At 48.5% G+C, this 25,076-nt stretch carries 22 protein-coding genes; 9 read left to right on the top strand and 13 right to left on the bottom strand.

Translation table 11 applies throughout. The annotated features are described in order from the left end of the window. Positions 1-394 precede the first annotated feature (394 nt). The 4 genes from glnK (at position 395) to EQU24_RS07165 (ending at position 4,103) form a co-directional block, all read left to right on the top strand. Complete coding sequence (gene glnK, locus EQU24_RS07180; protein ID WP_014147354.1) at positions 395-733, top strand: P-II family nitrogen regulator; 339 nt, start codon at positions 395-397, stop codon at positions 731-733. Positions 734-756: 23 nt separating this feature from the next. Further along, positions 757-2,013 carry an ammonium transporter gene (locus EQU24_RS07175; protein ID WP_017840142.1) on the top strand — a complete coding sequence of 419 codons (1,257 nt, stop codon included), beginning with the start codon at positions 757-759 and terminating at the stop codon, positions 2,011-2,013. Between the two features lie 176 nt (positions 2,014-2,189). Continuing rightward, on the top strand, positions 2,190-2,528 hold the full coding sequence (locus EQU24_RS07170; protein WP_014147352.1) for a P-II family nitrogen regulator: 339 nt from the start codon (positions 2,190-2,192) through the stop codon (positions 2,526-2,528). Positions 2,529-2,810: 282 nt separating this feature from the next. Continuing rightward, positions 2,811-4,103 carry an ammonium transporter gene (locus EQU24_RS07165; RefSeq protein WP_017840143.1) on the top strand — a complete coding sequence of 431 codons (1,293 nt, stop codon included), beginning with the start codon at positions 2,811-2,813 and terminating at the stop codon, positions 4,101-4,103. Between the two features lie 261 nt (positions 4,104-4,364). Here the strand turns inward: EQU24_RS07165 and EQU24_RS07155 are convergent, their stop codons facing one another. Further along, entirely contained in the window at positions 4,365-4,958 is a 594-nt protein-coding gene (locus EQU24_RS07155) for a CDP-alcohol phosphatidyltransferase family protein (RefSeq protein ID WP_138767119.1), read from the bottom strand. Between the two features lie 5 nt (positions 4,959-4,963). Continuing rightward, complete coding sequence (locus EQU24_RS07150) at positions 4,964-5,722, bottom strand: endonuclease/exonuclease/phosphatase family protein (RefSeq protein ID WP_017840145.1); 759 nt, start codon at positions 5,720-5,722, stop codon at positions 4,964-4,966. A gap of 357 nt (positions 5,723-6,079) precedes the next feature. On the opposite strand from EQU24_RS07150, the gene EQU24_RS07140 reads away from it, so the two are divergent. Beyond that, a complete protein-coding gene (locus EQU24_RS07140; protein ID WP_017840146.1) occupies positions 6,080-6,517 on the top strand; it encodes an NUDIX domain-containing protein in 438 nt (145 codons plus the stop codon). A 46-nt stretch (positions 6,518-6,563) separates the two neighbouring features. On the opposite strand, the gene efpL is transcribed toward EQU24_RS07140, so the two are convergent. The 3 genes from efpL to EQU24_RS22910 form a co-directional block, all read right to left on the bottom strand. After that, entirely contained in the window at positions 6,564-7,130 is a 567-nt protein-coding gene (gene efpL / locus EQU24_RS07135) for an elongation factor P-like protein EfpL (RefSeq protein WP_026130105.1), read from the bottom strand. 260 nt (positions 7,131-7,390) lie between these two features. Beyond that, positions 7,391-9,526: a DNA helicase RecQ gene (gene recQ, locus EQU24_RS07130; protein ID WP_017840148.1), complete on the bottom strand. Its 2,136-nt coding sequence runs from the start codon at positions 9,524-9,526 to the stop codon at positions 7,391-7,393. Then, positions 9,516-10,451, bottom strand: a complete 936-nt coding sequence (locus tag EQU24_RS22910; RefSeq protein WP_244310907.1) for a hypothetical protein — start codon at positions 10,449-10,451, stop codon at positions 9,516-9,518. The genes recQ and EQU24_RS22910 overlap by 11 nt, the downstream gene beginning before the upstream one ends. A 126-nt stretch (positions 10,452-10,577) precedes the next feature. On the opposite strand from EQU24_RS22910, the gene gshA reads away from it, so the two are divergent. Together gshA and EQU24_RS07110 are read left to right on the top strand one after the other, a co-directional pair. Beyond that, on the top strand, positions 10,578-12,164 hold the full coding sequence (gene gshA / locus EQU24_RS07115) for a glutamate--cysteine ligase (RefSeq protein WP_017840150.1): 1,587 nt from the start codon (positions 10,578-10,580) through the stop codon (positions 12,162-12,164). Positions 12,165-12,190: 26 nt separating this feature from the next. Beyond that, a complete protein-coding gene (locus EQU24_RS07110) occupies positions 12,191-12,919 on the top strand; it encodes a phosphoadenylyl-sulfate reductase (RefSeq protein WP_017840151.1) in 729 nt (242 codons plus the stop codon). Positions 12,920-13,256: 337 nt separating this feature from the next. On the opposite strand, the gene EQU24_RS07100 is transcribed toward EQU24_RS07110, so the two are convergent. After that, the gene (locus tag EQU24_RS07100; RefSeq protein ID WP_017840152.1) at positions 13,257-14,033 is read right to left on the bottom strand and encodes a hypothetical protein; all 777 of its coding nucleotides are present in this window, start codon (positions 14,031-14,033) and stop codon (positions 13,257-13,259) included. Continuing rightward, positions 14,033-14,902: an Hsp33 family molecular chaperone HslO gene (gene hslO, locus EQU24_RS07095; RefSeq protein ID WP_017840153.1), complete on the bottom strand. Its 870-nt coding sequence runs from the start codon at positions 14,900-14,902 to the stop codon at positions 14,033-14,035. Before hslO ends, EQU24_RS07100 begins: the two co-directional genes overlap by 1 nt. 89 nt (positions 14,903-14,991) lie before the next feature. On the opposite strand from hslO, the gene msrA reads away from it, so the two are divergent. Beyond that, the gene (msrA, locus tag EQU24_RS07090; RefSeq protein ID WP_017840154.1) at positions 14,992-15,624 is read left to right on the top strand and encodes a peptide-methionine (S)-S-oxide reductase MsrA; all 633 of its coding nucleotides are present in this window, start codon (positions 14,992-14,994) and stop codon (positions 15,622-15,624) included. Positions 15,625-16,497: 873 nt separating this feature from the next. Here the strand turns inward: msrA and EQU24_RS07085 are convergent. The 5 genes from EQU24_RS07085 to EQU24_RS07065 all read right to left on the bottom strand — a co-directional run bounded on the left by EQU24_RS07085 (position 16,498) and on the right by EQU24_RS07065 (position 21,880). Then, positions 16,498-17,166: an alpha-ketoglutarate-dependent dioxygenase AlkB family protein gene (locus tag EQU24_RS07085; RefSeq protein WP_017840155.1), complete on the bottom strand. Its 669-nt coding sequence runs from the start codon at positions 17,164-17,166 to the stop codon at positions 16,498-16,500. A gap of 34 nt (positions 17,167-17,200) precedes the next feature. Then, positions 17,201-19,579: an EAL domain-containing protein gene (locus EQU24_RS07080; protein WP_040575305.1), complete on the bottom strand. Its 2,379-nt coding sequence runs from the start codon at positions 19,577-19,579 to the stop codon at positions 17,201-17,203. Positions 19,580-19,671: 92 nt separating this feature from the next. Further along, the gene (locus EQU24_RS07075) at positions 19,672-20,973 is read right to left on the bottom strand and encodes a M18 family aminopeptidase (RefSeq protein WP_017840158.1); all 1,302 of its coding nucleotides are present in this window, start codon (positions 20,971-20,973) and stop codon (positions 19,672-19,674) included. Further along, positions 20,970-21,359, bottom strand: coding sequence for a peptide-methionine (R)-S-oxide reductase MsrB (msrB, locus tag EQU24_RS07070; protein WP_017840159.1), 390 nt, complete (start codon positions 21,357-21,359; stop codon positions 20,970-20,972). The genes EQU24_RS07075 and msrB overlap by 4 nt, the downstream gene beginning before the upstream one ends. Beyond that, a complete protein-coding gene (locus EQU24_RS07065) occupies positions 21,356-21,880 on the bottom strand; it encodes an O-acetyl-ADP-ribose deacetylase (RefSeq protein ID WP_017840160.1) in 525 nt (174 codons plus the stop codon). The genes msrB and EQU24_RS07065 overlap by 4 nt, the downstream gene beginning before the upstream one ends. 276 nt (positions 21,881-22,156) lie before the next feature. Between EQU24_RS07065 and EQU24_RS07060 the strand changes: the two genes are divergently transcribed. Beyond that, positions 22,157-22,420, top strand: coding sequence for an OadG family protein (locus EQU24_RS07060; RefSeq protein ID WP_026130107.1), 264 nt, complete (start codon positions 22,157-22,159; stop codon positions 22,418-22,420). A 503-nt stretch (positions 22,421-22,923) separates the two neighbouring features. Here the strand turns inward: EQU24_RS07060 and EQU24_RS07055 are convergent. Then, positions 22,924-24,195 (bottom strand): O-antigen ligase family protein, encoded by a 1,272-nt coding sequence (locus EQU24_RS07055; protein ID WP_017840162.1) that lies wholly within the window; start codon positions 24,193-24,195, stop codon positions 22,924-22,926. Positions 24,196-25,076 lie beyond the last annotated feature (881 nt).

Below are 25,076 nucleotides of genomic sequence, written 5' to 3'. Positions count from 1 at the left end.
TGCCCCAATAACCGGCTACTAACCCGTTAGGAATATGCACAAAATAACTTCTACAAGTAGCTGGTTCTGCGGCGGTTGCCAGACCCCAAAACGATTGCTGCAAATAAATGAAAACGACTTTCGAAATCGCCACATACTACTTATAAGCACTTCATATGCCATATAAGCAACTAATTGATCTCAATTACAAAAATAACGTCATTCACTGACCGCTCGGCTTGATTTGCATCTTTATGGTGCGCAGTTTAAAGCATGTTGCACCATATTGATACAAAACATTATCTCCTGTTAAGGCAACTGCCCAAATCTTGGGTTAATAACATCCTTGGCTTGTATGGCACGCTCTGTGCTTTAAACAAATTCGAGTTCGTAACTTAACAAGAGGCATAGAGATATGAAATTAATAACAGCAATTGTTAAGCCCTTTAAGCTGGACGATGTACGCGAAGCGTTATCCGAAATAGGGGTTTCAGGAGTCACCGTAACGGAAGTCAAAGGTTTTGGCCGCCAAAAAGGCCATACGGAACTGTATCGCGGCGCGGAATATGTCGTGGACTTTCTACCGAAGGCCAAGGTCGAGGTAGCCATCGGCGACGACCAGCTCGAAGCGGCTGTAGAAGCCATTTCCAAAGCAGCCAATACCGGCAAGATTGGCGACGGCAAAATTTTTGTCAGCAATCTCGAGCAAGTCGTCCGCATCCGAACCGGTGAAACCGGCGAAGAAGCTCTATAATATCGTTAACGAGGAGATCGAAAGTGGATAAATTAGTTGAATTAAGTTACGCGCTCGATACATTTTATTTTTTGATGAGCGGCGCACTGGTCATGTGGATGGCGGCCGGGTTTGCGATGCTCGAAGCCGGTTTGGTCAGGGCCAAAAACACCACCGAAATTCTAACCAAAAACGTCGCCTTGTTTGCAATCGCTTGCATCATGTACATGCTGGTCGGTTACAACATCATGTATCCGGACGAAGCCGTCAACAGCGTATGGCCCGGCATCAGCTTCTTGCTCGGCGATGACAATACGGTCGAGGAAGTCATGGGTAGCGAGGGAGAAACTTACTACTCCAACATGGCCGACTTTTTCTTTCAAGTCGTGTTTGTAGCTACGGCAATGTCGATCGTCTCCGGGGCCGTTGCCGAACGAATGAAACTCTGGTCGTTTCTGGTATTTTCGGTCGTAATGACCGGCTTTATTTACCCAATTCAAGGCTATTGGAAATGGGGCGAAGGATTTCTCGATGAACTGGGCTTTCTCGATTTCGCAGGTTCCGGCGTGGTTCACATGTGCGGTGCTAGCGCAGCATTGGCGGGAGTCCTATTACTCGGTGCACGCCAAGGCAAATACGGCGCGGACGGCTCCATCAATCCGATTCCCGGCTGTAATATGCCGCTGGCAACTCTAGGTACTTTCATACTCTGGTTGGGTTGGTTCGGTTTCAACGGCGGTTCGGAATTGAAAATTTCCGATATCGGCGAAGCCAATTCGGTCGCGATGATATTCGTCAACACCAACACGGCGGCTGCAGGAGGCCTTGTTGCTGCCTTATTAACCGCGCACTTCATGTTCGGCAAGGCCGATCTTTCTATGACGTTGAACGGCGCTTTGGCAGGATTAGTCGCAATCACCGCAGAACCTTTAACGCCATCGCCATTATTGGCCACTGTCATCGGCGCAGTCGGCGGCGTCATCGTAGTATTCTCGATCTTAACTTGGGACAAGCTCAAAATCGACGACCCAGTCGGCGCGATTTCGGTCCATGGCGTCGTCGGCATGTGGGGATTGATCGCAGTCTGTTTCTCCAATGAGGAAGCCAGCTTTACAGCACAATTGATCGGCATCGTAACGATCTTCGGTTTCGTTTTCTTGAGCAGCCTGTTAACTTGGTACTTAATCAAGCTGGCGATGGGCATCCGCGTCAGCGAAGAGGAGGAATACAAAGGCGTCGATTTCTCCGAGTGCGGTATGGAAGCTTACCCCGAGTTTACGACTGAAGGCAGCAAACGCTAACGGTTGACCTACTAACAACGGGCGCGTCGTGCGCCCGTTTTTTTCGGAAAAAGTAACGCACCGCATCGGATTAAGCCTTATGAAATTGTAACTAGAAGGATATTTAACTATGATTGCGGCTTAAACCGAACCCCGAAAGGGATACGATAGCAACTCAACAACTCTGGAAAATCAATATGAAATTAATTACAGCGATTATCAAACCATTCAAAATGGATGACGTCAGAGAAGCCTTATCGGAGATCGGCGTTGCGGGAGTTACTGCCACCGAAGTCAAAGGATTCGGACGCCAAAAAGGGCATACCGAACTTTATCGCGGCGCGGAATATGTCGTAGACTTTTTGCCCAAAGTGAAATTGGAAATTGCCGTTTCCGATGAAATTCTGGATCAGGCCATTGAAACCATTGTCAAGGCCGCTAATACCGGGAAGATAGGCGACGGCAAGATTTTTGTGACAAGTCTGGAGCAAGTGATTCGCATCCGAACCGGTGAAACCGGTAGCGACGCCATTTAACCCTGCCTTAACAGATGCCTATCATAACACATTGATTATTAAGTAATAATAAACACTATGCACGACAATAACGACCCAGCCTTATTTGTAAAAGCCGGGTAAAAATTGGCATGACTTTTTGATTTATATAATTCAATGTTTTATACCATAGGCACATTGGTTAAGGCTGGGCTAAGCTCACGAACAAGCCTCATCCCAATCGGTACCTGGATATGATTTATTCCCGGTACCGACAATTCCGCGCGCGTCCACTAAAAACTTATAATAATTAACGAGGACAGCATGACCCTTAACAAACTGAGCAGTTTTATCTTACTGTTCGGCCTGCCACAACTTGCCGCGGCCGGTGAACTCAATCAAAGCAATACCGCATGGGTATTAACCTCCACTGCATTAGTGCTCTTCATGACTCTGCCCGGGCTTTCCCTGTTCTATGGCGGACTCGTCAGAAGCAAAAACGTGCTATCGGTGCTAACGCAATGTTTCGCAATCACCTGCATCGTTTCGCTGCTATGGCTTGCAGGCGTCTATAGCCTAATTTTCGACGACGGAGGAGATTTGCAACAAGTCCTGGGTGGCACCCATAAATTTTTCGTACCCAGCCTGGTCACGGATTCTCTAATCGGCGACATACCGGAGACCGTCTTTTTCATGTTTCAAATGACTTTTGCAATCATTACGCCGGCACTGATCGTCGGCGGTTTTGCAGAGCGCATGAAATTTTCCGCCATTCTCTGGTTTAGCTCCTTGTGGTTGCTGCTGGTATATGTGCCGATATGTCATTGGATCTGGGGCGGCGGCTGGCTCGCCGACTTGGGCGTCATGGATTTCGCCGGCGGCATTGTGATTCATGTCAATGCAGGCGTTGCAGCTCTAGTATCGGCCTTGGTTCTCGGCAATCGAAGAGGTTTCCCGACTACTGCAATGCCGCCACATAACATGACAATGGTGTTAACCGGCGCAGGCATGCTGTGGGTTGGCTGGTTCGGCTTCAATGGCGGCAGTGCGTTGACCGCCGACGGTTCAGCCGGCATGGCGATTCTGGTAACGCACACAGGTGCGGCAGCAGGCTCTTTAACATGGATGTTCATTGAATGGGTCAAATTCGGCAAACCCAGCGCATTGGGCATCGTGACCGGCATGGTTGCAGGATTAGGCACCATAACGCCGGCTTCCGGCTTCGTCGGCCCCGCAGGCGCATTGGTGATCGGCGTTACTGCAGGCGCCTTCTGCTTTGTAGCCACTCAATTCATGAAGCGAAAACTGAAAATCGACGACTCGCTCGACGTATTTCCTGTTCATGGCGTCGGCGGCATCGTCGGATCGCTTTTGACCGGCGTTTTCGCTGCCACCAGCTTAGGCGGATTGGGTTTGGATGAAGGGGTTTCGATCATGGATCAAGTCGGCGTGCAAGCACTGGCGGTCGGCGTCACGATTCTCTGGAGCGCTTTTTTTAGTTATTTGATCTTGAAAGCCCTGGATCTACTTATCGGTTTGAGAGTCACCAAAGACCAGGAACAACAAGGCCTGGATATCGCAACACACGAAGAAACCGGTTACCATAATCTAACCTAATCTCCCCTACCGGAAAGGATGGACGGTTTCGTCCATCCGCACCATGACGTAAATATACCCATCGCAGATCAAAATTCGGCGCCGGGGTGTCCGTTCCGTCAAAGGACGCCGTGAATACATCCCTGTATGCCAGCTCCATGCTGGCAAAGCCTTTGCCGCACACCCCGGCGCCTGCTCAGGCACTGCCGAAATTTGAAGCGCGAAAGGTATAGTGAATAGTGAATAGTGAATAGTGAAATAATTTAGCATTTCACTCACTTGTCAAGCTCTGGCTTCCCCTTTCCCCTTCCGAATCACATGCCAAAGCGAACGAACATTGGAGCGAGGGTTTTTCAACAAAACAGTAATTGCGATCTCTTCAAATGCCGCAACTATACAAATGACCGCCGCAACGCGAAACGGCCAAACAGGCCCACCTAGAAACATCAAATATAAACCTCCCCCCATTGAAGCGGCGGCTAATTTAACGCCCCAGGTGTGATAACTGGTAAACCGGCCGAATTTCAAGAGCCCTGCCGCCGACGGCAGCAAGCAACTAGCGACAATCAAGACGACATAAAGCCATTCGCGAGCAACGATTTCGGGCCACAACCACCAACAACTCAACGCGATCGTCAAATAGTTAATCACATCGGCCCAACTGTCGAGTACCGCGCCGAACTCTGAAACCTGTCCCGTCAAACGAGCCGTCCAACCGTCCAGCAAATCGGTTAAAAAAGCGACGGCCAACAAAACCATAAACGCCACGGCATATCCGTTCCAGGCCAGCCACAATAAAATAGGCGCGGCAACAAAACGGAAGCCGGTCAATAGATTCGGTAAAGTCCATTTAGTAGTTTCACTAGGATCGAGCATTTGCTTCATATTTCGAATGTAGCTGCCAGCGGCGAATGATCGGATAATACATGCCAAGGCGCATGAGCCAAACGCTCGCAAGATACCGGCACTAACCCTCGAAAATAGATTCTATCCATCGGCAAGATAGGCAACCAAGCCGGAAAAGTTCGGGCATAGCGGCCATGCGTGGTTCTGAACACCTCCCTCAGTTCCAAGTGCTCGTAAAAATAACGCTCGGCCTGCCCCAACCAATCGTTGAAATCCCCTGCCACGATCAACGGTGCATCGTGCGGAACATGCTCATCGATCCTTTCGCAAAGTTTGGCGACTTGCAGGCGACGCTCCTTGCCGGTCAACCCGAAATGGATACAAACGATGTGCAATGGTTGAATATCTGCTTTCAATCGAACTACGCCATGCAACAAACTTCGACTAGCCCACGGAAACGGCGACACATTGATATTTTCGTAACTCTCGAAAGGATATTTGCTCAAGATGGCATTGCCATGATGACCGGCACTGTAGATCGCATTTTTGCCGTAAGCGTAATAAGGCCAAACACCTTCGGCGATGAATTCGAACTGCGTACGGTCTGGCCAATCCGGGATATTCTTTTCGCGGTGCACATGCTCGCCCTGCATTTCTTGCAAAAACAATAAATCGGCATCGGCGGCAATCAATGCCTCGCGAATTTGATGCAGAACGAAGCGCCGATTACCGACATTAAAGCCTTTGTGAATGTTATATGTCAAAACCCGCAAGTGATTGTCTTTTAAGCTCATAAGGATTCAATAAGGGCGATTACGGATATGCAGGCGATATAAAAAGGAGTAGTACACTGGCAGCAATTCCCAGTTTGAGCAGTTTCGCCGATTTTAGGGTGTGGGGTATGCCTGTCGAGGAACGCCGTAAACCCATCCATGGGGGCTTGGCGGCAGCTCGAACGCCAAGGATGGCGTGAATGCAGATTTTGCATGGAGCAAAAATCTGCCCTGCTGCCGACATCCTCGCCAAGCATACCCCACACCCTTTTTGATCTCCAAATAGGGAATTGCTGAGTACACTGGCCTTAGACTCGATTATTGAGAAAAATTCAGGTAACGTAGATCGCGAGCTTTAGACTTATGAGAGAACCCATTATGCCGAAACCGATTACCCCTCTATTGGCCGCCGATGCCTTGATCGAATTAATCGACCGTCCGGGGCGCCCTTTCGTTCTGATCGAACGCGCCAACCCGCCGTTCGGCTGGGCCATCCCGGGCGGCTTTGTCGATATCGGCGAAACCGTTGAACATGCCGCCATACGTGAAGCCCGCGAGGAAACCAGCCTCGATGTTCGTCTGACCGCTCTGCTTGGTATTTATTCGAACCCGCAACGCGACCCTCGCAATCATACCGTCACTGCGGTCTATATCGCCGAAGCATCAGGCACGCCGAAAGCCGATGATGACGCGAAAAACCTCGATACTTTCACCTTCGACACGCTACCGGCAGAGTTGGCGTTCGATCATGCACAGGTGTTGGCCGATTATAAACGCTATCTCGAAACCGGCAATCCGGCGCCGCTTCGTATTTGATTCCGCCTCGCTCGCTATACAGGTAAAACGCCCACCTAGCTAATTATCAAGCCCTAGACATAAATTTTCCGGTAACCGTATTGATCTTGATTATTTCGCCGGTCTTAAGATATTCCGGAACCTGCACTTCCAAACCGGTCGTCAATCGCGCCGGCTTGGTTCTGCCGGTGGCCGTAGCGCCTTTGATTTCCGGTGCGGTCTCGACGATTTCCAACGCCACAGAACTCGGCAGCTCGATACCCAGCACGGTATCGTCAAACAGCAACGCAACGATATCCTCGAGCCCTTCGGTCAAATAGCCTTTCTGTTCTTCCAAATCGTCCGCGCCGACCGTGTATTGACTGTAGTCCTCCATGTTCATAAATACGTAATTTTCGCCATCCATATAAGAAAACTGAACTTTCACGCGAACGCAATCCGCATCCTTGAAAAAATCGTCTCCTTTCAGGGTTTCATCGAGTTTTTGACCGGTCTTGAGATTATTGAACCGGACTTTATACAAGGTAGTCGCACCGCGCGAGGACGGACTTCTGACCTCGATTTGCTTAATCACATGCGGTACACCGTTAATCTCGACAACCATTCCACGCTTAAAATCACTGGCCTTTGCCACGCATTGCTCCTAACAATTATTAATAATAAGAGTAATTATTCAGCATAAGTCATATATGAGAAGGTGTCAGGTATTGATTTATAAGGCTGTCTGCAACAGGACGTTGCAGTCAGAGCTTACAGGGATGTATTCACGCGTCCTTAGAAATCAATTCCTGACACCAACCTACCGCATGCGCTGAATAGTTACTAATAAGAGAGCATATTAAACTGGCAATCGATCGATTTGACAATCTTCTGAAGCTCACTATTCGCCACAAATCACTCATCGTCCAATTGCATTGCCGCTCGAACGCAACGCAACACGCCATAACTATATTGCCCATTAAATGCTTCGAAAATCGGCTTCAAAGCATTTCTTTGCTCATCCGGCATGCCTAATATGGCATCCTGAATCGCATGGATTTCGGCTTCGGACAAAGCGACCACCTCGGCCAATTCGACTATGCCTTGCTCCAGTGCTTGGGCCAAATGATTATAAATCGTATCCATGGTAAAGCCGCGTTGCTTGGCAATTTTTTCGGCGTCATAACCCAGTCGAAACAGATCGACGGTCTCCAAGACCGAATCCGACAAAGAAACCAAGGCTTCCGAAACTGTTCCGAACTCTTGAATCACGGCTAGAAAATCGTCGCCGTACAGCTCCAATTTACGTTCGCCAACCCCTGAAATTGAACGGAATTGCTGATGATTCATCGGCCTGCTTTCAACCATCTCCATTAAAGTGGCATCATGGAAAATCTGATACGGCGGAATATCCTGCTCATCGGCAAGCTCGCGGCGTTTAGTACGTAGCGCGTTCCACAGCAAGGTATCCTGCTCTTTTTGAAATTGCCGAACCGCGCCTTTCGAGCGCTTGCCGGATTCGACGGACAGATCTCGGCGAAGCATCAATTGCTGCTCGCCGCGCAGGACCGTGCGGCAAGATTCATCAAGGCGCAACGAACCGTGGCCTTCGATATCGACCGTCACCAAACCTTTGGCGACCAATTGCCGAAACACCGAACGCCATTGTTTTTCGTCGATGTCCTTGCCGATGCCGAAGGTCGACTGCCGATCGTGACCGAAATGCTTAAGCCGTTCGGTTTCTTTGCCGCGCAATACATCGATCAAATAATTGACACCGAAACGCTGTCCGGTCCGATATATGCAGGATAAGGCCTGCTGAGCGGCGACCGTGCCGTCCCAAGTATTGACCGGTTCCAAACAGGTATCGCAATTACCGCAATCGTCAGCCAATGGATCGCCGAAATAGCTCAACAAAGCTCTACGACGGCAGCCGACTTCCTCACAAAGCGCCAACATGGCATCGAGTTTATGATATTCGAGGCGTTTATGGCTTTCGTCGGCATTGGAATTGGCCAACATTTGCTGCAGCGTGATCACATCCTGAAGACCGTACGCCATCCACGCGTCGGCCGGCAGACCGTCGCGCCCGGCGCGTCCGGTTTCCTGATAATAAGCTTCGATACTTTTCGGTAAATCGAGATGCGCGACAAAACGCACATTGGGTTTATCGATGCCCATGCCGAATGCGATCGTCGCCACGATAACCAGACCCTCTTCCATCAAGAACCGGTGTTGATGTTGCTGCCTCGCCGCGTTATCCATCCCGGCATGATAAGGCAGCGCTCGGATGCCTTTACTTTGCAGCCATTCGGCCGTCGATTCGACTTTCTTGCGCGACAAGCAATAAACGATGCCGGCATCGCCAAAATGTTCGCTTTGGATAAACTGCAGCAATTGCTGTCGGGCATTTTGTTTTTGCACGATACGATAACGAATATTCGGCCTATCGAAACTGCTGACAAACAGCTTCGCTTGGTCGAGTGCAAGCCGACTGATGATTTCCTGACGGGTTCGTTCGTCGGCGGTCGCGGTCAACGCAATACGCGGAATACTCGGATATCGCTCATGCAACATCGACAATTGCAGATAGTCGGCGCGGAAATCGTGTCCCCATTGCGACACGCAATGCGCCTCATCGATCGCGAACAGCGCGATATTCAGATTATCCAATAACGACAGCGTGCGCGCCGAATTCAAGCGCTCCGGCGCAATATAAAGTAAATCCAATTGATCGTCACGTAGCCTGTTTTCGATAGAACGCGCCTCTTCGGCGGTCAGAGTCGAATTCAAAAAGGCCGCATTGACGCCCAATTGATGCAATGCGCTGACCTGATCTTGCATCAACGCGATCAGCGGCGAAATCACTATACCGACGCCCGGCCGCAACAATGACGGAATCTGATAACACAACGACTTGCCGCCGCCGGTCGGCATCAACACCAAAGCATCGCGTCCGGCCAACAACTCATCGATCACGGCCTGTTGCTGACCCCTGAAACGGTCGTAGCCGAAAACCGTATTCAGCACATCGAGCGGCTTACCCGGCATGCAACACCCCCTGTCCACCGCGAATCCCAGTTTGCGCAGTTTCGCCAATCTTACTGTGAAAGTTCGCAGATTTGGACTCTTTATCTGATTTTTCGATAGATAACACAATGCCGGTTCCGGAGAAGGGGCGGTTGCTCGACCGACAGGCGTCGGCGGCAGGGAAAGCCGCCGTCGAGCCTACACGGACGTATTCACGGCGTCCTGTCGGGCGAGTGACCGCGCCCTCCGCCACCAGAGAACTTTCATTTGCCGGGGCGATGGCTAGGCCTTCATGAACGTTACTGTGAAAGTTCGCAGATTTGGACTCTTTATCTGATTTTTCGATAGATAACACAATGCCGGTTCCGGAGAGGGGGCGGTTGCTCGACCGACAGGCGTCGGCGGCAGGAAAAGCCGCCGTCGAGCCTACACGGACGTATTCACGGCGTCCTGTCGGGCGAGTGACCGCGCCCTCCGCCACCAGAGAACTTTCATTTGCCGGGGCGATGGCTAGGCCTTCATGAACGTTACTGTGAAAGTTCGCAGATTTGGACTCTTTATCTAATTTTTCGATAGATAACACAATGCCGGTTCCGGAGAGGGGGCGGTTGCTCGACTGACAGGCGTCGGCGGCAGGGAAAGCCGCCGTCGAGCCTACATGGACGTATTCACGGCGTCCTGTCGGGCGAGTGACCGCCCCCTCCCCACGCCACGAACGTTCATTTGCCGGGACAATGGCGAGGTCTTCATGATCGTTAGGGTATGGGGTATGCCTGTCGATGAACGCCGTAAACCCATCCATGGGGGCTTGACGGCAGCTAAGCGCCAAGGATGGCGTGAATGCAGACTTTGCATTACGCCACGGATGGCGTGTATTAGGGTAATGCAGGAGCAATTGCCGAGGAGCAAAAATCTGTCCCGCTGCCGACATCCTCGCCCAGCACACCCCACACCCTTTTTGATCTACAAATTGAGAGTAGCTGACCTGTCCACGATAATATTTATTCAATTCTGTTAAACCTTTATAATGATCAGATTTTCTTCGGACTCACGGGCGATAAACGCCCCTAATATGACTCAATTGCACCATCATTTACCGGCGCGTTTTAATTTATTAGTCGACAACGGCTTTGAAAATTTATTAAAAAACGGCCTCAAAGGCATTGAAAAAGAAAGCCTCAGAATCGCCAAGAACGGCGTCATCGCGCACACGCCTCATCCGTCATTTTTAGGATCGGCTCTCACGCATCCGTATATTACGACGGACTATTCCGAAGCCTTGCTCGAGTTCATCACGCCACCGTTTAAGGATATCAAAGAAACGCTGAATTATTTAAACACGATTCATCAATTCGTTTACGATCATCTCGACGGCGAAATCCTGTTGGCCGCGAGCATGCCGTGCGGCATCGACGGAGACGAAAGCGTACCGATCGCCGAATACGGCAGCTCCAATATCGGCCGCATGAAACACATTTACCGCCGAGGACTTTGGTACCGCTACGGCCGGACCATGCAGGCCATTGCCGGTATTCATTTTAACTATTCGGTGCCGGAAGTTTTGTGGAGCAAACTACACGACTTGGAAAAATCATCGTCGAGCCTCGATCAATATATCGCGGACGGCTATTTCGGCATGATCAGAAACCTGCACCGCCAGGGCTGGCTAGTCTTGTATCTGTTCGGCGCGTCGCCAGCGATATGTAAAAAGTTTTTCAAAAGCCGCCCGCACATGATGGCACAATTCGACGAGTTCGACCGCCATACCTTATACCATCCTTACGCCACTTCGCTCAGAATGAGCGACATCGGCTATAAGAGCAAAAATCAGGCTTCGCTGCAAATCGACTATAACTCGTTGACCGGTTATGTCGACAGCCTAAGCCAAGCCATCAACACGCCCTACCCGGACTATGAAAAAATAGGTGTCAAGGTCGACGGCGAATACCGGCAGTTAAACAGCAACATTTTACAAATCGAAAACGAATTTTACAGTACCGTCAGACCCAAGCAAATCGCTAACTCCTGCGAAAAGCCGACTCTAGCGCTCAAAAGACGTGGGGTTCGCTATATCGAATTACGATCGTTGGATCTGGACTTGTTTAGCCCCCTTGGCATACAAGATGAAACCGCACATTTCATCGAGGCATTTATGCTGACTTGTCTGCTGCAAGACAGCCCGCCCAACGATTCGCGGCAGTTCATTCTCAATAACGCCAATCAACTTGCGGTTGCCCATCTCGGACGCCAACCCGGCCTCGTACTCGATAAACTCGACCGGAGAATTCCGCTCAAAGACTGGACCGAAGAAATCCTTGCCGACATGGAACCGGTTTGCGCGCTTTTAGACGGCGACAATTCCAAAAAACCTTATAGCGCTGCCTTAGCAGCCCAAAGAAAAGCCATAGAAAATCCAGACTTGACACCGTCCGCAAGAATTTTACGCGGTATGGGCGAAACGCAAATGCCGTTCGCAACCTACGCCCTGAAAACCTCGGTCGAACATGCCAAAAACTTTCGCAGCCAAAAGCTGGATGAGCAAAATACCCGTACCTTCCAGGAAATGGCAAAAGAGTCTATCGCCAAACAGCTCGAAAAGGAACAAAGCGACGACTTATCTTTCGACGATTTTCTAGCGCATTATTTTTCACAACAATAACCGGAATTCAACCCAAAAAATCTATCATGACCTCATTCGATATTGCCGCCCTGCAGGCCGAACTGCAGGGACAAAAACCCCGAAAAATTCTTAAGGCCGCGCTGGAACAATTCGATAATATCGCGATTTCGTTCAGCGGCGCCGAAGATGTGGTTCTGATCGACATGGCCGTCAAAATACGCCCCGATATTCAAGTCTTCAGCCTGGATACCGGGCGCCTGCATCCCGAGACTTATCGTTTTATTGAAAAAGTGCGCGAACATTACGGCATTCCAATCGAATTGTTGACGCCGGATCATGCCATCTTGGACGAGATGGTTAAGGCCAAGGGCCTGTTCAGCTTTTATCGCGACGGTCATCAAGAATGCTGCGGCATCCGCAAAGTAGACTCACTAAAACGCAAACTCGCGGGTCTCGATGCTTGGATCACCGGCCAGCGCAAGGATCAAAGCGTCGGTACGCGCCAAGACCTGCCCGAAATACAAATCGACACGGCTTTCTCGACTCCCGAACATCAATTGATCAAATTCAATCCGTTGGCTAACTGGAGCTCTGCGCAGGTTTGGGATCATATCGAAGCCTATCAAGTCCCCTACAACGAACTGCACGAAAAAGGCTTCATCAGCATCGGCTGCGAACCCTGCACAAGACCGGTACTGCCGAATCAACACGAACGCGCCGGACGCTGGTGGTGGGAAGACGCCACGAAGAAAGAATGCGGCTTGCACGCCGCGAACTTGGACCGGCAAGAATAACACTGGGTTCAGCGCGCCCCTTGAATACGCCCGTGTAGACTTGGCGGCGGCGACTGATTGCCATGGATGACATGAATGCAGATTTTGCAGGAGCAAAAATCTGCCCTGCCGCCGACACCTGCCAAGCGAGTAACCGACCCTCCTAAAATAGGAAAGTTATTTGCGTCCAAACCTTTATACTCATCGCAGATCAAAATTCGACGCCGGGATGCCCGTCAAAGGACACCGTGAATACGTCCATGTAGGCTCTATGCCAGCTCCATGCTGGCAAAGCCTTTGTCGAGCCCCCCGGTGCCTCCTTAGTCACCTGCCGAATTTTGAAGTACGAAAGGTATAATTACAATGACGCTTGAGTTTCTTCTAAATACTTCCGGTATTTGATTGAAAGCTTAACACCGGCAAAACGGCCGGCCATTCTGATTAATTCGTCCGTTTTTTTATCGAAAGTCAATTTCACGACGCTCAAGGCACGATCTTCATAACCTTTTTTTATGCCCATCGTCTCGAGTAAAAAATGATAAAGATAGATTTCTTGTTCATCGCTCTCGTCGATGATTTCTATCGGTTCGCCAAGCTCGGCTATGACCGATTTTTTTTTCGGTAAAGACGCAGAAATTTTTTCGATATGGTCGGCACTCGCCCGCATTTGTTTAGCGCCTTCATTAATTTCTGCACCAGCCAGCGATCTCAAGGAAACTTCTAAAAATTCCGCCGGAGCGATACGCAAAAACAACTCTGAAAACGTCCACGCTATCAAGCGATTTTCTTTGTTGAAGTCGAGATTGAAAAAGAATTTGACTTCAGGAAGTATTGGTTTTTGATTCCGATCGACTTTATGAAACCAATAACTCCAACGCCTTCCCTCGCCTAATGGATTGGAATAAGTCGGTCTCAAACCGGACAACGAAACGAAATCCTGACTAAACATAATCGGATTTTTAAACTCTAATGTGAAATTATCTGTATTGGCCACCGCGAAATTTTTATCGAATTGATCCAATTGGCGATAGGTTTGAAACGCCCGCCACCAGTACATACAGCCGGTTAAAGTAAAGCACAAAATCAGCACAAGTGTCCGGCTGAACCATAATTTGAACGTTTTATTATTTATCATCAATGCCTCGTATCTGTTGCGTTAGTCACTGCGAGATCGGCAAACAAACCTTCGACATCTATCCGGTCGAATGAATAATTTTTTCCGCAGAATTCGCAATTGACCTCTATGTCGCCTCGAGTCTGCAAAATATCCTCGAGATCGTCCCTTCCCAGGGAACGTAATGTGTTTTCAATTTTGGTTCGTGAACAAGCGCAACGAAACTGAACCGGTTCGGCGTCGAATACTCTGACTTTTTCTTGGTTGAACAAACGATATAAAAGCGGCTCGCAATCCAGTTCCAATAATTCGTGATCCGTTACGGTTTGAGCCAACATTTCGATACGCGCCCAATCTTCCCTGTCACCCTTCCGGCTCGGCAATTCCTGCAACAATAAGCCTGCTGCTTGATGTTGATCCGCAACCAACCAAACTCGAGTATTTAATTGTTCGGATTGACTGAAATAAGTCTCCAACGCTTCACCGAGATTTCGTCCCGCTAATGGAACCACCCCTTGATAGGGCGAACTATTTTCACTCTCGATCGTTAATATTAATTGTCCTTGTCCATACATTTGCTCAAACGAAGCGTTATCGACATCCTCGTTACAGCGAACCAAACCGCGAATATTTCTTTCATCCGAGGATTGAGCCACCAACGTTCTGATAACACCGGCTCCTTGAGCCTGCAAAATCATCGAACCTTTAAATTTTACAATGGCGGACAACATGGTTACGGCTGCCAATGCTTGACCCAACTGCTCAATGATAACCGGCGAGGCCTGCTGGTGTTCTATCGATTGACGCCAGCTTTCATTTAGCTTAACCCATTCGCCTCTAACACCCAGGTCTTCGAATATAAAACGACGTAATTGATCTTGTTCTTTCATGTTTTAATCATTTCATTAAATAAAGGTTATTATAAGGCATAGTTTTACTTAACCTGATTTAAACAGCCACTGAACCAACGGTATTCATAATGATCTTTAGCCATAAAAAAACCGTCATGGTCCCCCCGTCACAAGCCCTACCCGGCCGAGAAACTCCCATTAACGTGACTCCGAATCATTTTGTCACCGGCAACACCATCGTTCCGCCTTTTCCCGATCACTTGACTCTTGCACTATTCGGCATGGGTTGCTTTTGGGGAGCCGAACGAAAATTCTGGCAATGCCATGGAGTTTACAGTACTGCGGTCGGCTACAGCGGCGGCTATACACCTAACCCTAGCTACGAGGAAGTCTGCACCGGCCAAACCGGTCACAGCGAAGTCGTTCGAGTAGTCTTCGATCCGAAACTCATTACTTATGATCAACTATTGAAATTATTTTGGGAATCTCATAATCCGACTCAAGGCATGCGTCAAGGCAACGATATCGGAACACAATATCGCTCCGGTATTTATTTCTACTCAACGGAACAGGCAGACGCCGCACGCTGGTCGCAAAGACACTATCAACAGCAATTATCACAAAACGGTCACGGCCTGATTAGCACCGAAATATTACCGGCCGGCATTTTTTATTATGCCGAGGACTATCATCAACAATACTTGGCCAAAAACCCGGGCGGTTATTGCGGATTAGGCGGTTTAGGAGTTAGCTGCGATTAGAGTGAAATAGCATGGAAAGCAGCCAACGGAACTACAATCGCTTTCCAGCAGGCAAAAAAAAGCGGTTTAAAAAAACCGCTTAAGAAGATATTTAGGAAGGATATATAACGCAACTTTCAGCTTTGAGATTTAAAGTAAAACCTCAAAAGTTAGATATATACTAGCAATATGAAATGCAAATAAAAATGTGGCATATTGTCGCAGCCTAATATACCTATCGCACTTCAAATTTCGGCAGTGCTAGAGGAAGCGCCTGGGGGTCCGACAAAGGCTTTGGCAGTATGGATGCTGGCATAGAGCCTACATGGACGTATTCATGGCGTCCTTTGGCGGACGCCCAGGCGCCGAATTTTGATCTACGACGGGGATACTCAAAAAATGGTTGTAAGTATTCAGTCCCCCTCTTTGAAAAAGAGGGGCTAGGGGAGATTTTTTAAATAAATCCCCCTCAATCCCCCTTTTTCAAAGGGGGAGGCCAACAATTACGCCTGAATTGGGGTAATTTGCCAACGGGGTCTGAATACTTACAAATGGTTAACTTTATGAAGATATAGGGGGCTAGCGAGTATGTCGGGCAACAGGGTGGTGGTTTTTTGCCCCTGCAAAATCTGCATTCACTCCTTACTTGGCGCGTAGCTGTCGTCAAGCCCCCATGTAAGACCATATATGGGTTCACGGCGGTCCTTGATAAACACATCCCATACCTTTTATTCTTAGACCCTTTTTCGATAAAAAGGGAGTAGGGTATCGAAATTTACCAATTTTCATGTCAGAAAAAATGACTGGCGCTTTATAACCTAATGATCATCAACAATTTCCAAGACTCTTTAAGCGAGTTATCGAATCCTCGACAAAGCTCATAGCTTCAGCAAGTTATTTATCGCGAAAGCCCCCTACGTCCTTGCACCTCATTGCCATTAAGTTAAGATCCAGGTGTTTTAATCCCTTGATTTTCCTAAACGTCAAATTGATCCGAGGCGATTTCAACAGCCTGGTTTTTGGGATGGCATGACGCCAATGATGCTGAAGCGAGCCTACCATGATCAATAAATCCCCATGCCCCAACACCAAGTCTAGCTTCTCCTTGGATTTGTTATGAACCAGCCTGAACAACCGTTCATCCCCCAAACTCAACGAAGCAATCGCAGGATTCATACCCAGTTCTTTTTCGTTATCGGCATGGTAACCCATCGAGTCCTGTCCGCTTCGATACAGATTTGCCAGTACGCTATTGAAAGTAAATGCAAAGTCCGATTGGATTCGTTGCCGTATCGCATTCAGTTCGGCCGTCCAAGACAATGGCTCATGCTTGACGCCGGAATAGAAATAAACCGCTTCAGGATCGCCGTACCAGCATGTCAAACGCGGCACGTTAACCGGCTTACCAAACATCCATATCGACTCTTCCTGCCAAGACAGCCTATCGAGCAATATAGCAAACAGTTTGTTCGCTTCATCTGACGAGTAATATTGCTTGAGCAAAAAAACCTCGCCATCCCGAGGCGCTAAATTGTTGAGGGCGGATGAATCGAATGACGGCATTTGTTTGACGGAATGAAAAGCCAGTGATCGTTTTCTATTGAGCCTTAGCGGCCAAATCGATCAACTGAAGATCTTGTAACAACACCGGCTTGCCGATTCCGTAACCTTGCGCATAATCGACACCCAACTCACTCAGTAGCTGTAAAATACGCTCGTTTTCGACGAACTCGGCAATGGTTTTCTTACCCATCACATGACCGACCTCATTGATAGATCGGACCATCGCCAAATCCACCTCATCGTCGATAATATCTTTGACGAACAAACCGTCGATCTTGAGAAAATCCACCGGTAAATTTTTCAAGTAGGCGAATGAAGACAAACCGCTACCGAAGTCATCCAACGAAAATAAACTGCCCCGCTCTCTCAGCATATGTATCGCACGCGTAGCATTCGATAAATTGGCAATCGCGGCAGTTTCGGTGATTTCGAAACAAATTTTATCGGTTGGAATTTCCCATTGCTTAAATTGATTGGAAATATATTCCAGCATCGTTTCATCGGATAACGATAACCCCGACAGATTAATCGAACATAACGACATTTTATCGATAAACCTGGGACGCATCGCCAGCCATTCGAATAACGAAGCAATCACCCATTTATCTAAGGCGGCCGCCAAATTATAACGTTCCGCGGCCGGTAAAAAAGCGCCCGGCGGTACGATATGCCCGCTGTCGTCTTGGTATCGAATTAAGGTTTCAAAATGCAAACCTTCATTGTTATGACCGATAGGCACGATCGGCTGTCCGTACAGGCGAAATTGATGATTAGCGATACCTCGTTGAATTTTCTCGACCCACTGCATTTCTCCTTGCCTGGAAGCCAATTCCTGATCATTGGGCCGAAAAAGGTGTACCCGATTGCGGCCTTTTTCCTTGGCCGCATAACAAGCCGCATCGGCATCCTTAAGCGATTCGGTGCTATTGCCGCTGATGCTATTGATACCGGCAATGCCTATACTAACGCCGATTGAAAAAGTTCTATCTTCCCAAGCAAAACGAAACGCTTGTATCGCAAGACGGATTTTTTCACAGGTAATCGCGGCCTGCGTCAACAAACACCCTTTCATCAAAATACCGAACTCGTCTCCGCCCAGGCGCGCTAATAAATCATCCTGACGAATTTGACTTTTGATCAATACGCTCAATTGCCTCAATAACTCGTCTCCGGCCACATGACCGCATGTATCGTTAACGACCTTAAATTGATCTAAATCGAGATAGCATAAGGCATATTCGGTTCTCGAGTTACGCGCGGAACGCAAAGCCTGCTGTATTTGTTTGTCGAATTCGGTTCGATTAAGCAGACCGGTCAAACTATCGTGTTGCGCTTGATAGGTTATTTGCTCGGATAATTTACGCGCCTCGGTTATATCTTCGCACACCAATAAAATATTCATTTTATTTTGAGCTCGAATCACCCTCGCCGCACCTCTGACCCAGATAATACTATTGTCCTGACAAATCATACGAACTTCGATTTTATTGACCCGGAGCGGGTCTTTCACACAAAGTCCAAACATCTCCTCCATCAACGTACGATCATCGAAATGAATGAAATTAAAAATCAACTCGCCTTGCAAGCGCCGGTCGCTATGAATTAATTGTCTCGCTCCGAATTTATTGACGGAAATAATGCGTCCGTCCGGTTCGACATTAAAAATTATCGTCGGATTATCGTCATAAAGCAGTAAATAGCGATTCTTCGCTTCTATCAGCGCTGTATTCTGCGTTTGAACGGTCTCGATCATTGCATTGAAGGTATCGGCTAACACCCCCAACTCGTCGTCCGCAAACTTTGTTGCCCGCAACGAATAATTCCTTCCGACATCGATTTTCTTTACGGTATCTAGCAAATGATTGATCGGTGCGACGATGAATCGAGACAGTTGGATTTTCAATAGTAGCGTCAACAAGATGCTTGCCAACACTGAGATCGAGAACCAACGGAATAAATGAATCCGCTCCCAAAACAAGGCCGATAAATCACCTACGAGATATACCAAACCGACAGTCTCCTTATTGACTTTGATCGGAATACGGGCAATCGTTTGAAACCAATGATGTTCTTCTATCTTATAAAAGTCCGGGCATGGTTTCGAACCGTTTAAACTCGAAAAAACATTCCCCTGACTATCATAAACACACGCCAATTTAATGGCATTCAGTCGACTAGCCGTTTTCAATTCCTGCTCGATAGGCCCATGCCGATTCATTGATATGGCTATTGCGCTGCGTTCGCTAATCGTCTCGGCTGCTGAGACCAGTGCAGTGGAAGTCGTCTGCTTTATTGCGAGTAGTTCAAAAAATGCCCACAACAGAAAAACCCATACGCCGATACAAAGAGCGGCGAAAAATGTCGCCATCGAAATTTTATGCTCAAGCGACAAGCTACGTATCGAGCGCATCATAATGGCCTATATTGTTTGGCAGCGCTGATGTCATGACATTTCCAGCACATCCTCAGAGCAAATCTCAATCGACAACTTCGATCATAACCGAATCAATATTGAAAAAAACATTTGAACGCATCGATCATATAACCGTGATCCAAAACACCGGCGCTTTCGCGAATACTGTGCATCGCCCACATCGGATTACCGACATCGACCGTACGGAGACCCAACTTGGCTGACGTCATCGGGCCGATGGTACTACCACAGGGCAAATCACTTCGATGAGAATATTTTTGATACGGTACGCCGGCTCGCTCGCACCAGCCCGCGAACATCGCCTCGGAAAGGCTATCCGAGGCGTAGCGTCGATTGGCATTGACTTTAATAACGGGCCCCTTGTTGACCAATACCTTATGATCGGGTTCGTAGAACATCGGAAAATTGGGTTGATAGGCATGCGCCATATCCGCGCTGATCATGAAACTCTGCGTCAATGCGCGTTGATAATCTTCGCCTTGCAATCCGGAAATCGTTGCAATCCGGCCCAACATATCCGGTAGAAAACTACCATCGGCGCCTTTGCAAGTCGTGCTGCCGATTTCTTCATGATCGAAAAACGCGCATACCAAAGTTTTACCCGATGTCAGCACCGTTTCGTCCAAAAAAGCCGTTAACGCGGCATGACAAGAGGCTAAATTATCCAGCTGACTGTCCGCATAGAATTCATCGTCCGCTCCCCAAAACGCACCTTTCTGCGTATCGTAGACGTTTAATTCGAAAGCCAGCAATTGCTCCGCCCTGATATCGGAGACTTGTTCGAGTAATTCCGAAAAATAGGTCGGCGGCAACTGCTGTTCGGCGAACAACGAGAGTATTAACGGTAGTTCGAGTTGCTTGTTTAATTTCAAGCCGTCTTCATTGACGCCTCGATTCATATGAATCGCCAAATTAGGCAAGCGCAGCAACGGCCGCTTGAAATCGATCAATTCAGTATGTATGCCATCGCCGGACTTGTAACTAATTCGGCCCGCCAAACTTAAATCCCGATCGGTAAACGTAGCCAGAATCGGTCCGCCATACACTTCGACGCCGACTCTGATATAGCCATCCAATAAATTCGCGGCATTCGGCTTGACTCGAAGCCCTGGGGAATCGGTATGCGCACCGATAATCTTGAAACCGGTAGCATCAAGCGGTTGATGCCCTTGGACAAACACGACGACCGAGGAATCGTCGCGAACAACATAGTAGCGCCCGCCGGGTTCCAGGGACCATTTAGCAGCCTCGTCCAGCTTGACGAATCCGTAAGGCAGCAAGGCTTGTTCAACCGTGCTTACGGCATGCCACGGGCTCGGGCTCGAATCGATAAAATCCAGTAATTGTTGAACCTGTAGACGTGAATCGATCATTTCTTTTTCAACTCCAATGCTGCCGAATTGATGCAATAACGAAGGCCGGTCGGTTCGGGACCGTCCTCGAAAACGTGCCCTAAATGCGCATGACATGATTTACACGTCACTTCGACACGGCGCATGCCATGACTGCTATCCTCCGATTGAATTAAGCTGTCGGCGGAAAAGACATCCCAAAAACTGGGCCAACCCGAACCTGAATTGTATTTAGTATCGGAATCGAAAAGCGGGTTTCCGCAGCAAACGCAATGATAAACCCCCTCCTCCTTACAATCGGTATATTTTCCGGTGAACGGCGGCTCGGTCCCTTTATTCCAACAGATGTTGTACTGTTCCGGCGTCAGTTTTTCTCGTAATTTTCGATCTTGTTTAGGCTCCGTCATAGCACACCTTTAATGCAGTTAAATTGCTCATGATAAGCCTTAAGTACCGGTTCGGCAAAACAGACCAAGTAAACCGTTTCCAAGTCGACACAATTTTGCAAATTATCGGCTATCGAATTAATCGCGATTGCTGCAGCCTGGTCCACTGGATAGCCGTATACGCCGCATGAAATCGCAGGAAAAGCAATCGACTTGAATCCGTGCACGGCTGCGATATCCAAACAAGAGCGATAGCAAGAAGCCAACAGCTGCGCCTCATCGCTGGCGCCTCCCGACCATATCGGCCCGACGGTATGAATCACGAAACGGGCCGGCAAACGGAAGCCGGGCGTTATTTTTGCCTGACCGACTCGACAGCCATTCAGTTTTTTACAGGCATCGAGTAACTCCGGCCCCGCGGCACTATGAATCGCGCCGTCGACGCCGCCTCCGCCCAATAACGAAACATTGGCCGCATTGACGATCGCGTCGACTTTAAGCTGGGTAATATCATCCTGGAGGATTGTTATAGTCGCCGTCATTTTGCTCTCCGAATAATTTAACCTAAAAAGAGCAGTTGAGAGCCTCAAACTACCGTTCGCCCTGAGCCCTGTCGAAGGGTGTACGGTAGTTTGAGGCTTCACCAATCCGGTGTAAGTGTTGTAGACCCTTCATGCTTCGACTTTACTCAGCACGAACGGTCTACAACACATGCCAACTGCTCTTTTTAGGTTTAACGCTAAAACTTTGTCCGCGCCGTGTCGCTTGGCCTTATGATACAATTTCGCCATCGTAACTTTATAGATAAATCACAGACTATGACTGAAATGTTAATCAGGGGCGGTGAATTAATGGTGATAGGCATGGGAATTGTATTTCTGTTCCTTGCGATGTTGATTTTTGCCGTCAATTCGATGTCGACATTAATCGCGCGCTTTATCGATGGACCGACAATTATTGCAGAAAATACTAAACCCGCTCCCGCACCTTCTCAAGGGGACATCGATCCCAGTCTAATCGCCGCTATCTCATCCGCTGTTCATCAATATCGCAATAAAGCCCCCCAATCCACTCTTTCTTGATCGAAAAGCGTCTCACTATTTAAAGGTACGAGATATGCCTGGCGATCTCGCCTCGGCAATTGCTACTGCATTGCCCTGCACCCTTATATATACCCATCGTAGATCAAAATTCGGCACTGGGGTGTCCGTCAAAGGACGCCGTGAATACGTCCATGTAGGCTCTATGCCAGCTCCATGCTGGCAAAGCCTTTGTCGGACACCCCGGCGCCTCCTCGGGCACTGCCGAAATTTGAAGTGCGAAAGGTATAACAAAAAATATATGCTGTTACCCAAGCTCCAGCTCTCATCGTTAAACATAAATTGTAGGGTACGCTGCGCGTACCAAAGCCGTGCCCTGGCGGTTCAATTGGCACATGAATATCGCGGGATTACCATGGTACGCACAGCGTACCCTACGCGGTTCGTCTAGCGTTAGGTGATCCGCTGATGTTAAGTGACAATAAATGGTATCGAGGTCTCATTGGTTAAGATTGCAAAAGGGTGATTTTTGACTTATGTATACTTTAATGACCTATCGTTTTCGTTTTGGTCGATGTTTTGTTTTGGTAACGGTATTCCACTGCAAATGCGATAAAAAGCAGCATCCATAACCAGGCAATGGACCGAACACCATAGAATTCCCAATGCATATTGAAAGGCAGCATCATCGCGCCAGCCGCCAACCAAAACGGAAAAGCCTTGGTTTCATACCAAACCGAAACCGCAGCTTTCCAAAAAACCAAGCCAAAAGCGACTAGATAAGCAATCAAACCGATAATACCGGTCACCATCAACACATCCAGTCCGTAAAGATGAGCATGCCCGAAAGAAATAGACGTATAGCCTCTCTGAAAACCTAAATCGCCCAATGCTTTAACTCCGACACCGGTAACCGGGTAGTCGAGAAATAATTGCCAGGCGCCCTGCCATGCCTCGATTCTCAATGAAGTCGCCGTATTAATGGCTTCCGGATCGGTCGATAAGCCGCTCAAGGTTTGTTCAAGCCGGTTTTTCAGCTTATCTGAAATCAACATACTTGTGCCGATTGATACGGCCAATATCAGCAAAATTTGCCCAATGGTTTTAATGTCGCGACGCCGTAGGAGAATCACGGCATATACAAACCACACGACCAACAATGTCAACCAAGCGGAACGGCTACCCGATAACAAGACGACCGCAAAATAAGGCGCTAATAATAGCCAATGCCAATTTTGCCCAGAACGCAATGATAAGCGACGGCCCGCTTCGATCAAAAACGGCGACAAATGAGCAAATACAATGCCGATTCTTATCTTAGGATGAAAAATCCCGGTCAAACGATAGCCGTTATAGGGCCACCCGAAAAGATTATGGCCAACGAAATATTGTATCAACGCATCGAATGTCCAAAACATCAAGATCGCGGCAATTCCATAAAACAAAAAATCGGCGCTGAAGCTTTTCGCAAACCGGCGAATCACATAGACCCCGGCTACTGTATACAACATAAAATACAATGTAGTAATGAGCGTTTTATCAACTTTATAGGCACTAACACTAGCAATCAGTAACGGTACCGTAAGCAACAAGGCGACACTCATATATAGCGATAAATTCGGTAGACTCCGAATACCTTCCCGATAAAAGCCGTTCAGGCTAAGCAACAGTAAAATAATAACCGGCAAATAAAAGCTTTCGCCAAACGGCTGCACAACCACGAAAAGAATGACCAGCAATTCGACATGACGGCGCACAAGCCAATCCCGCCAAAATGAAGTTGACGGTGAATCCGTAAAACGGTTTTCTGGTTTCATAAGAATATGAATAGATCAAGATAACAAGATTAAATGGCCGCAAAATAGACTTATCTGACTTTTCTGGTTCCCACGGTCCTTCGTAGGATTCCATACCTTCGCTGCCGAGGCAAGATCGGTATGCATTCCCTCGCAGAGTCTGGGAACGAGTGACACCCGCCATTCCGGCATGGGCTGGCGGAATCCGGTGCTATGGAAGACATGCTTTTCTGGTTCCCACGGTCCTTCGCTCATCGTTATACATAAGTCAAAAATTACCCTTCCTATCGTTCCCACGCTCCGGCGTGGGAATGAAGACCGAGACGCTCTAGCGTCTCGCACCGCTGGAGAGGTACTCAGGCGTTCCCTCGCAGAGCCTCACTGCCATTAAGTTAAGGATTTTTCCGTTCGCCCTGAGCCTGTCGAAGGGTGAATGGAAAAATCCTGGGTCGATAAGTTAAGCCGTCCATGGTTCGACAGGCTCACCACGAACGGCTTAACTTAATGGAAGTGACGCAGAGCGTGGGAACGATAATTGCCGGGGGACTGAATATTTGCCTCGTCGTTATATACCTTTCGCACTTCAAATTTCGGCAGTGCCTAAGGAGGTGCCGGGGTGTTCGGCAAAGGCTTTGCCGGCATGGAGCCGGCATAGAGCCTACATGGACGTATTCACCCCGGTGCCGAATTTTGATCTGCGATGGGTATACATAAGTCGTAAATACCCCATCTTAGGAATATGCACAAAATAACTTATACAAGTAGTAGGCTTTGTGGCGGTTTGGTGACTCGCTTGACAGGACGCAGTGAATACGTCCATGTAGGCTTGACGGCGGCTACCCCTACCGCCGACACCTGTCAATCGAGCCACCAACCCCCCTTCCGACAGTTGTCTAAGTTAT

The sequence above is a fragment of the Methylotuvimicrobium buryatense genome, from assembly GCF_005931095.1.
Classification (GTDB): domain Bacteria; phylum Pseudomonadota; class Gammaproteobacteria; order Methylococcales; family Methylomonadaceae; genus Methylotuvimicrobium; species Methylotuvimicrobium buryatense.
This window is presented reverse-complemented; position numbering and strand designations above follow the sequence as displayed.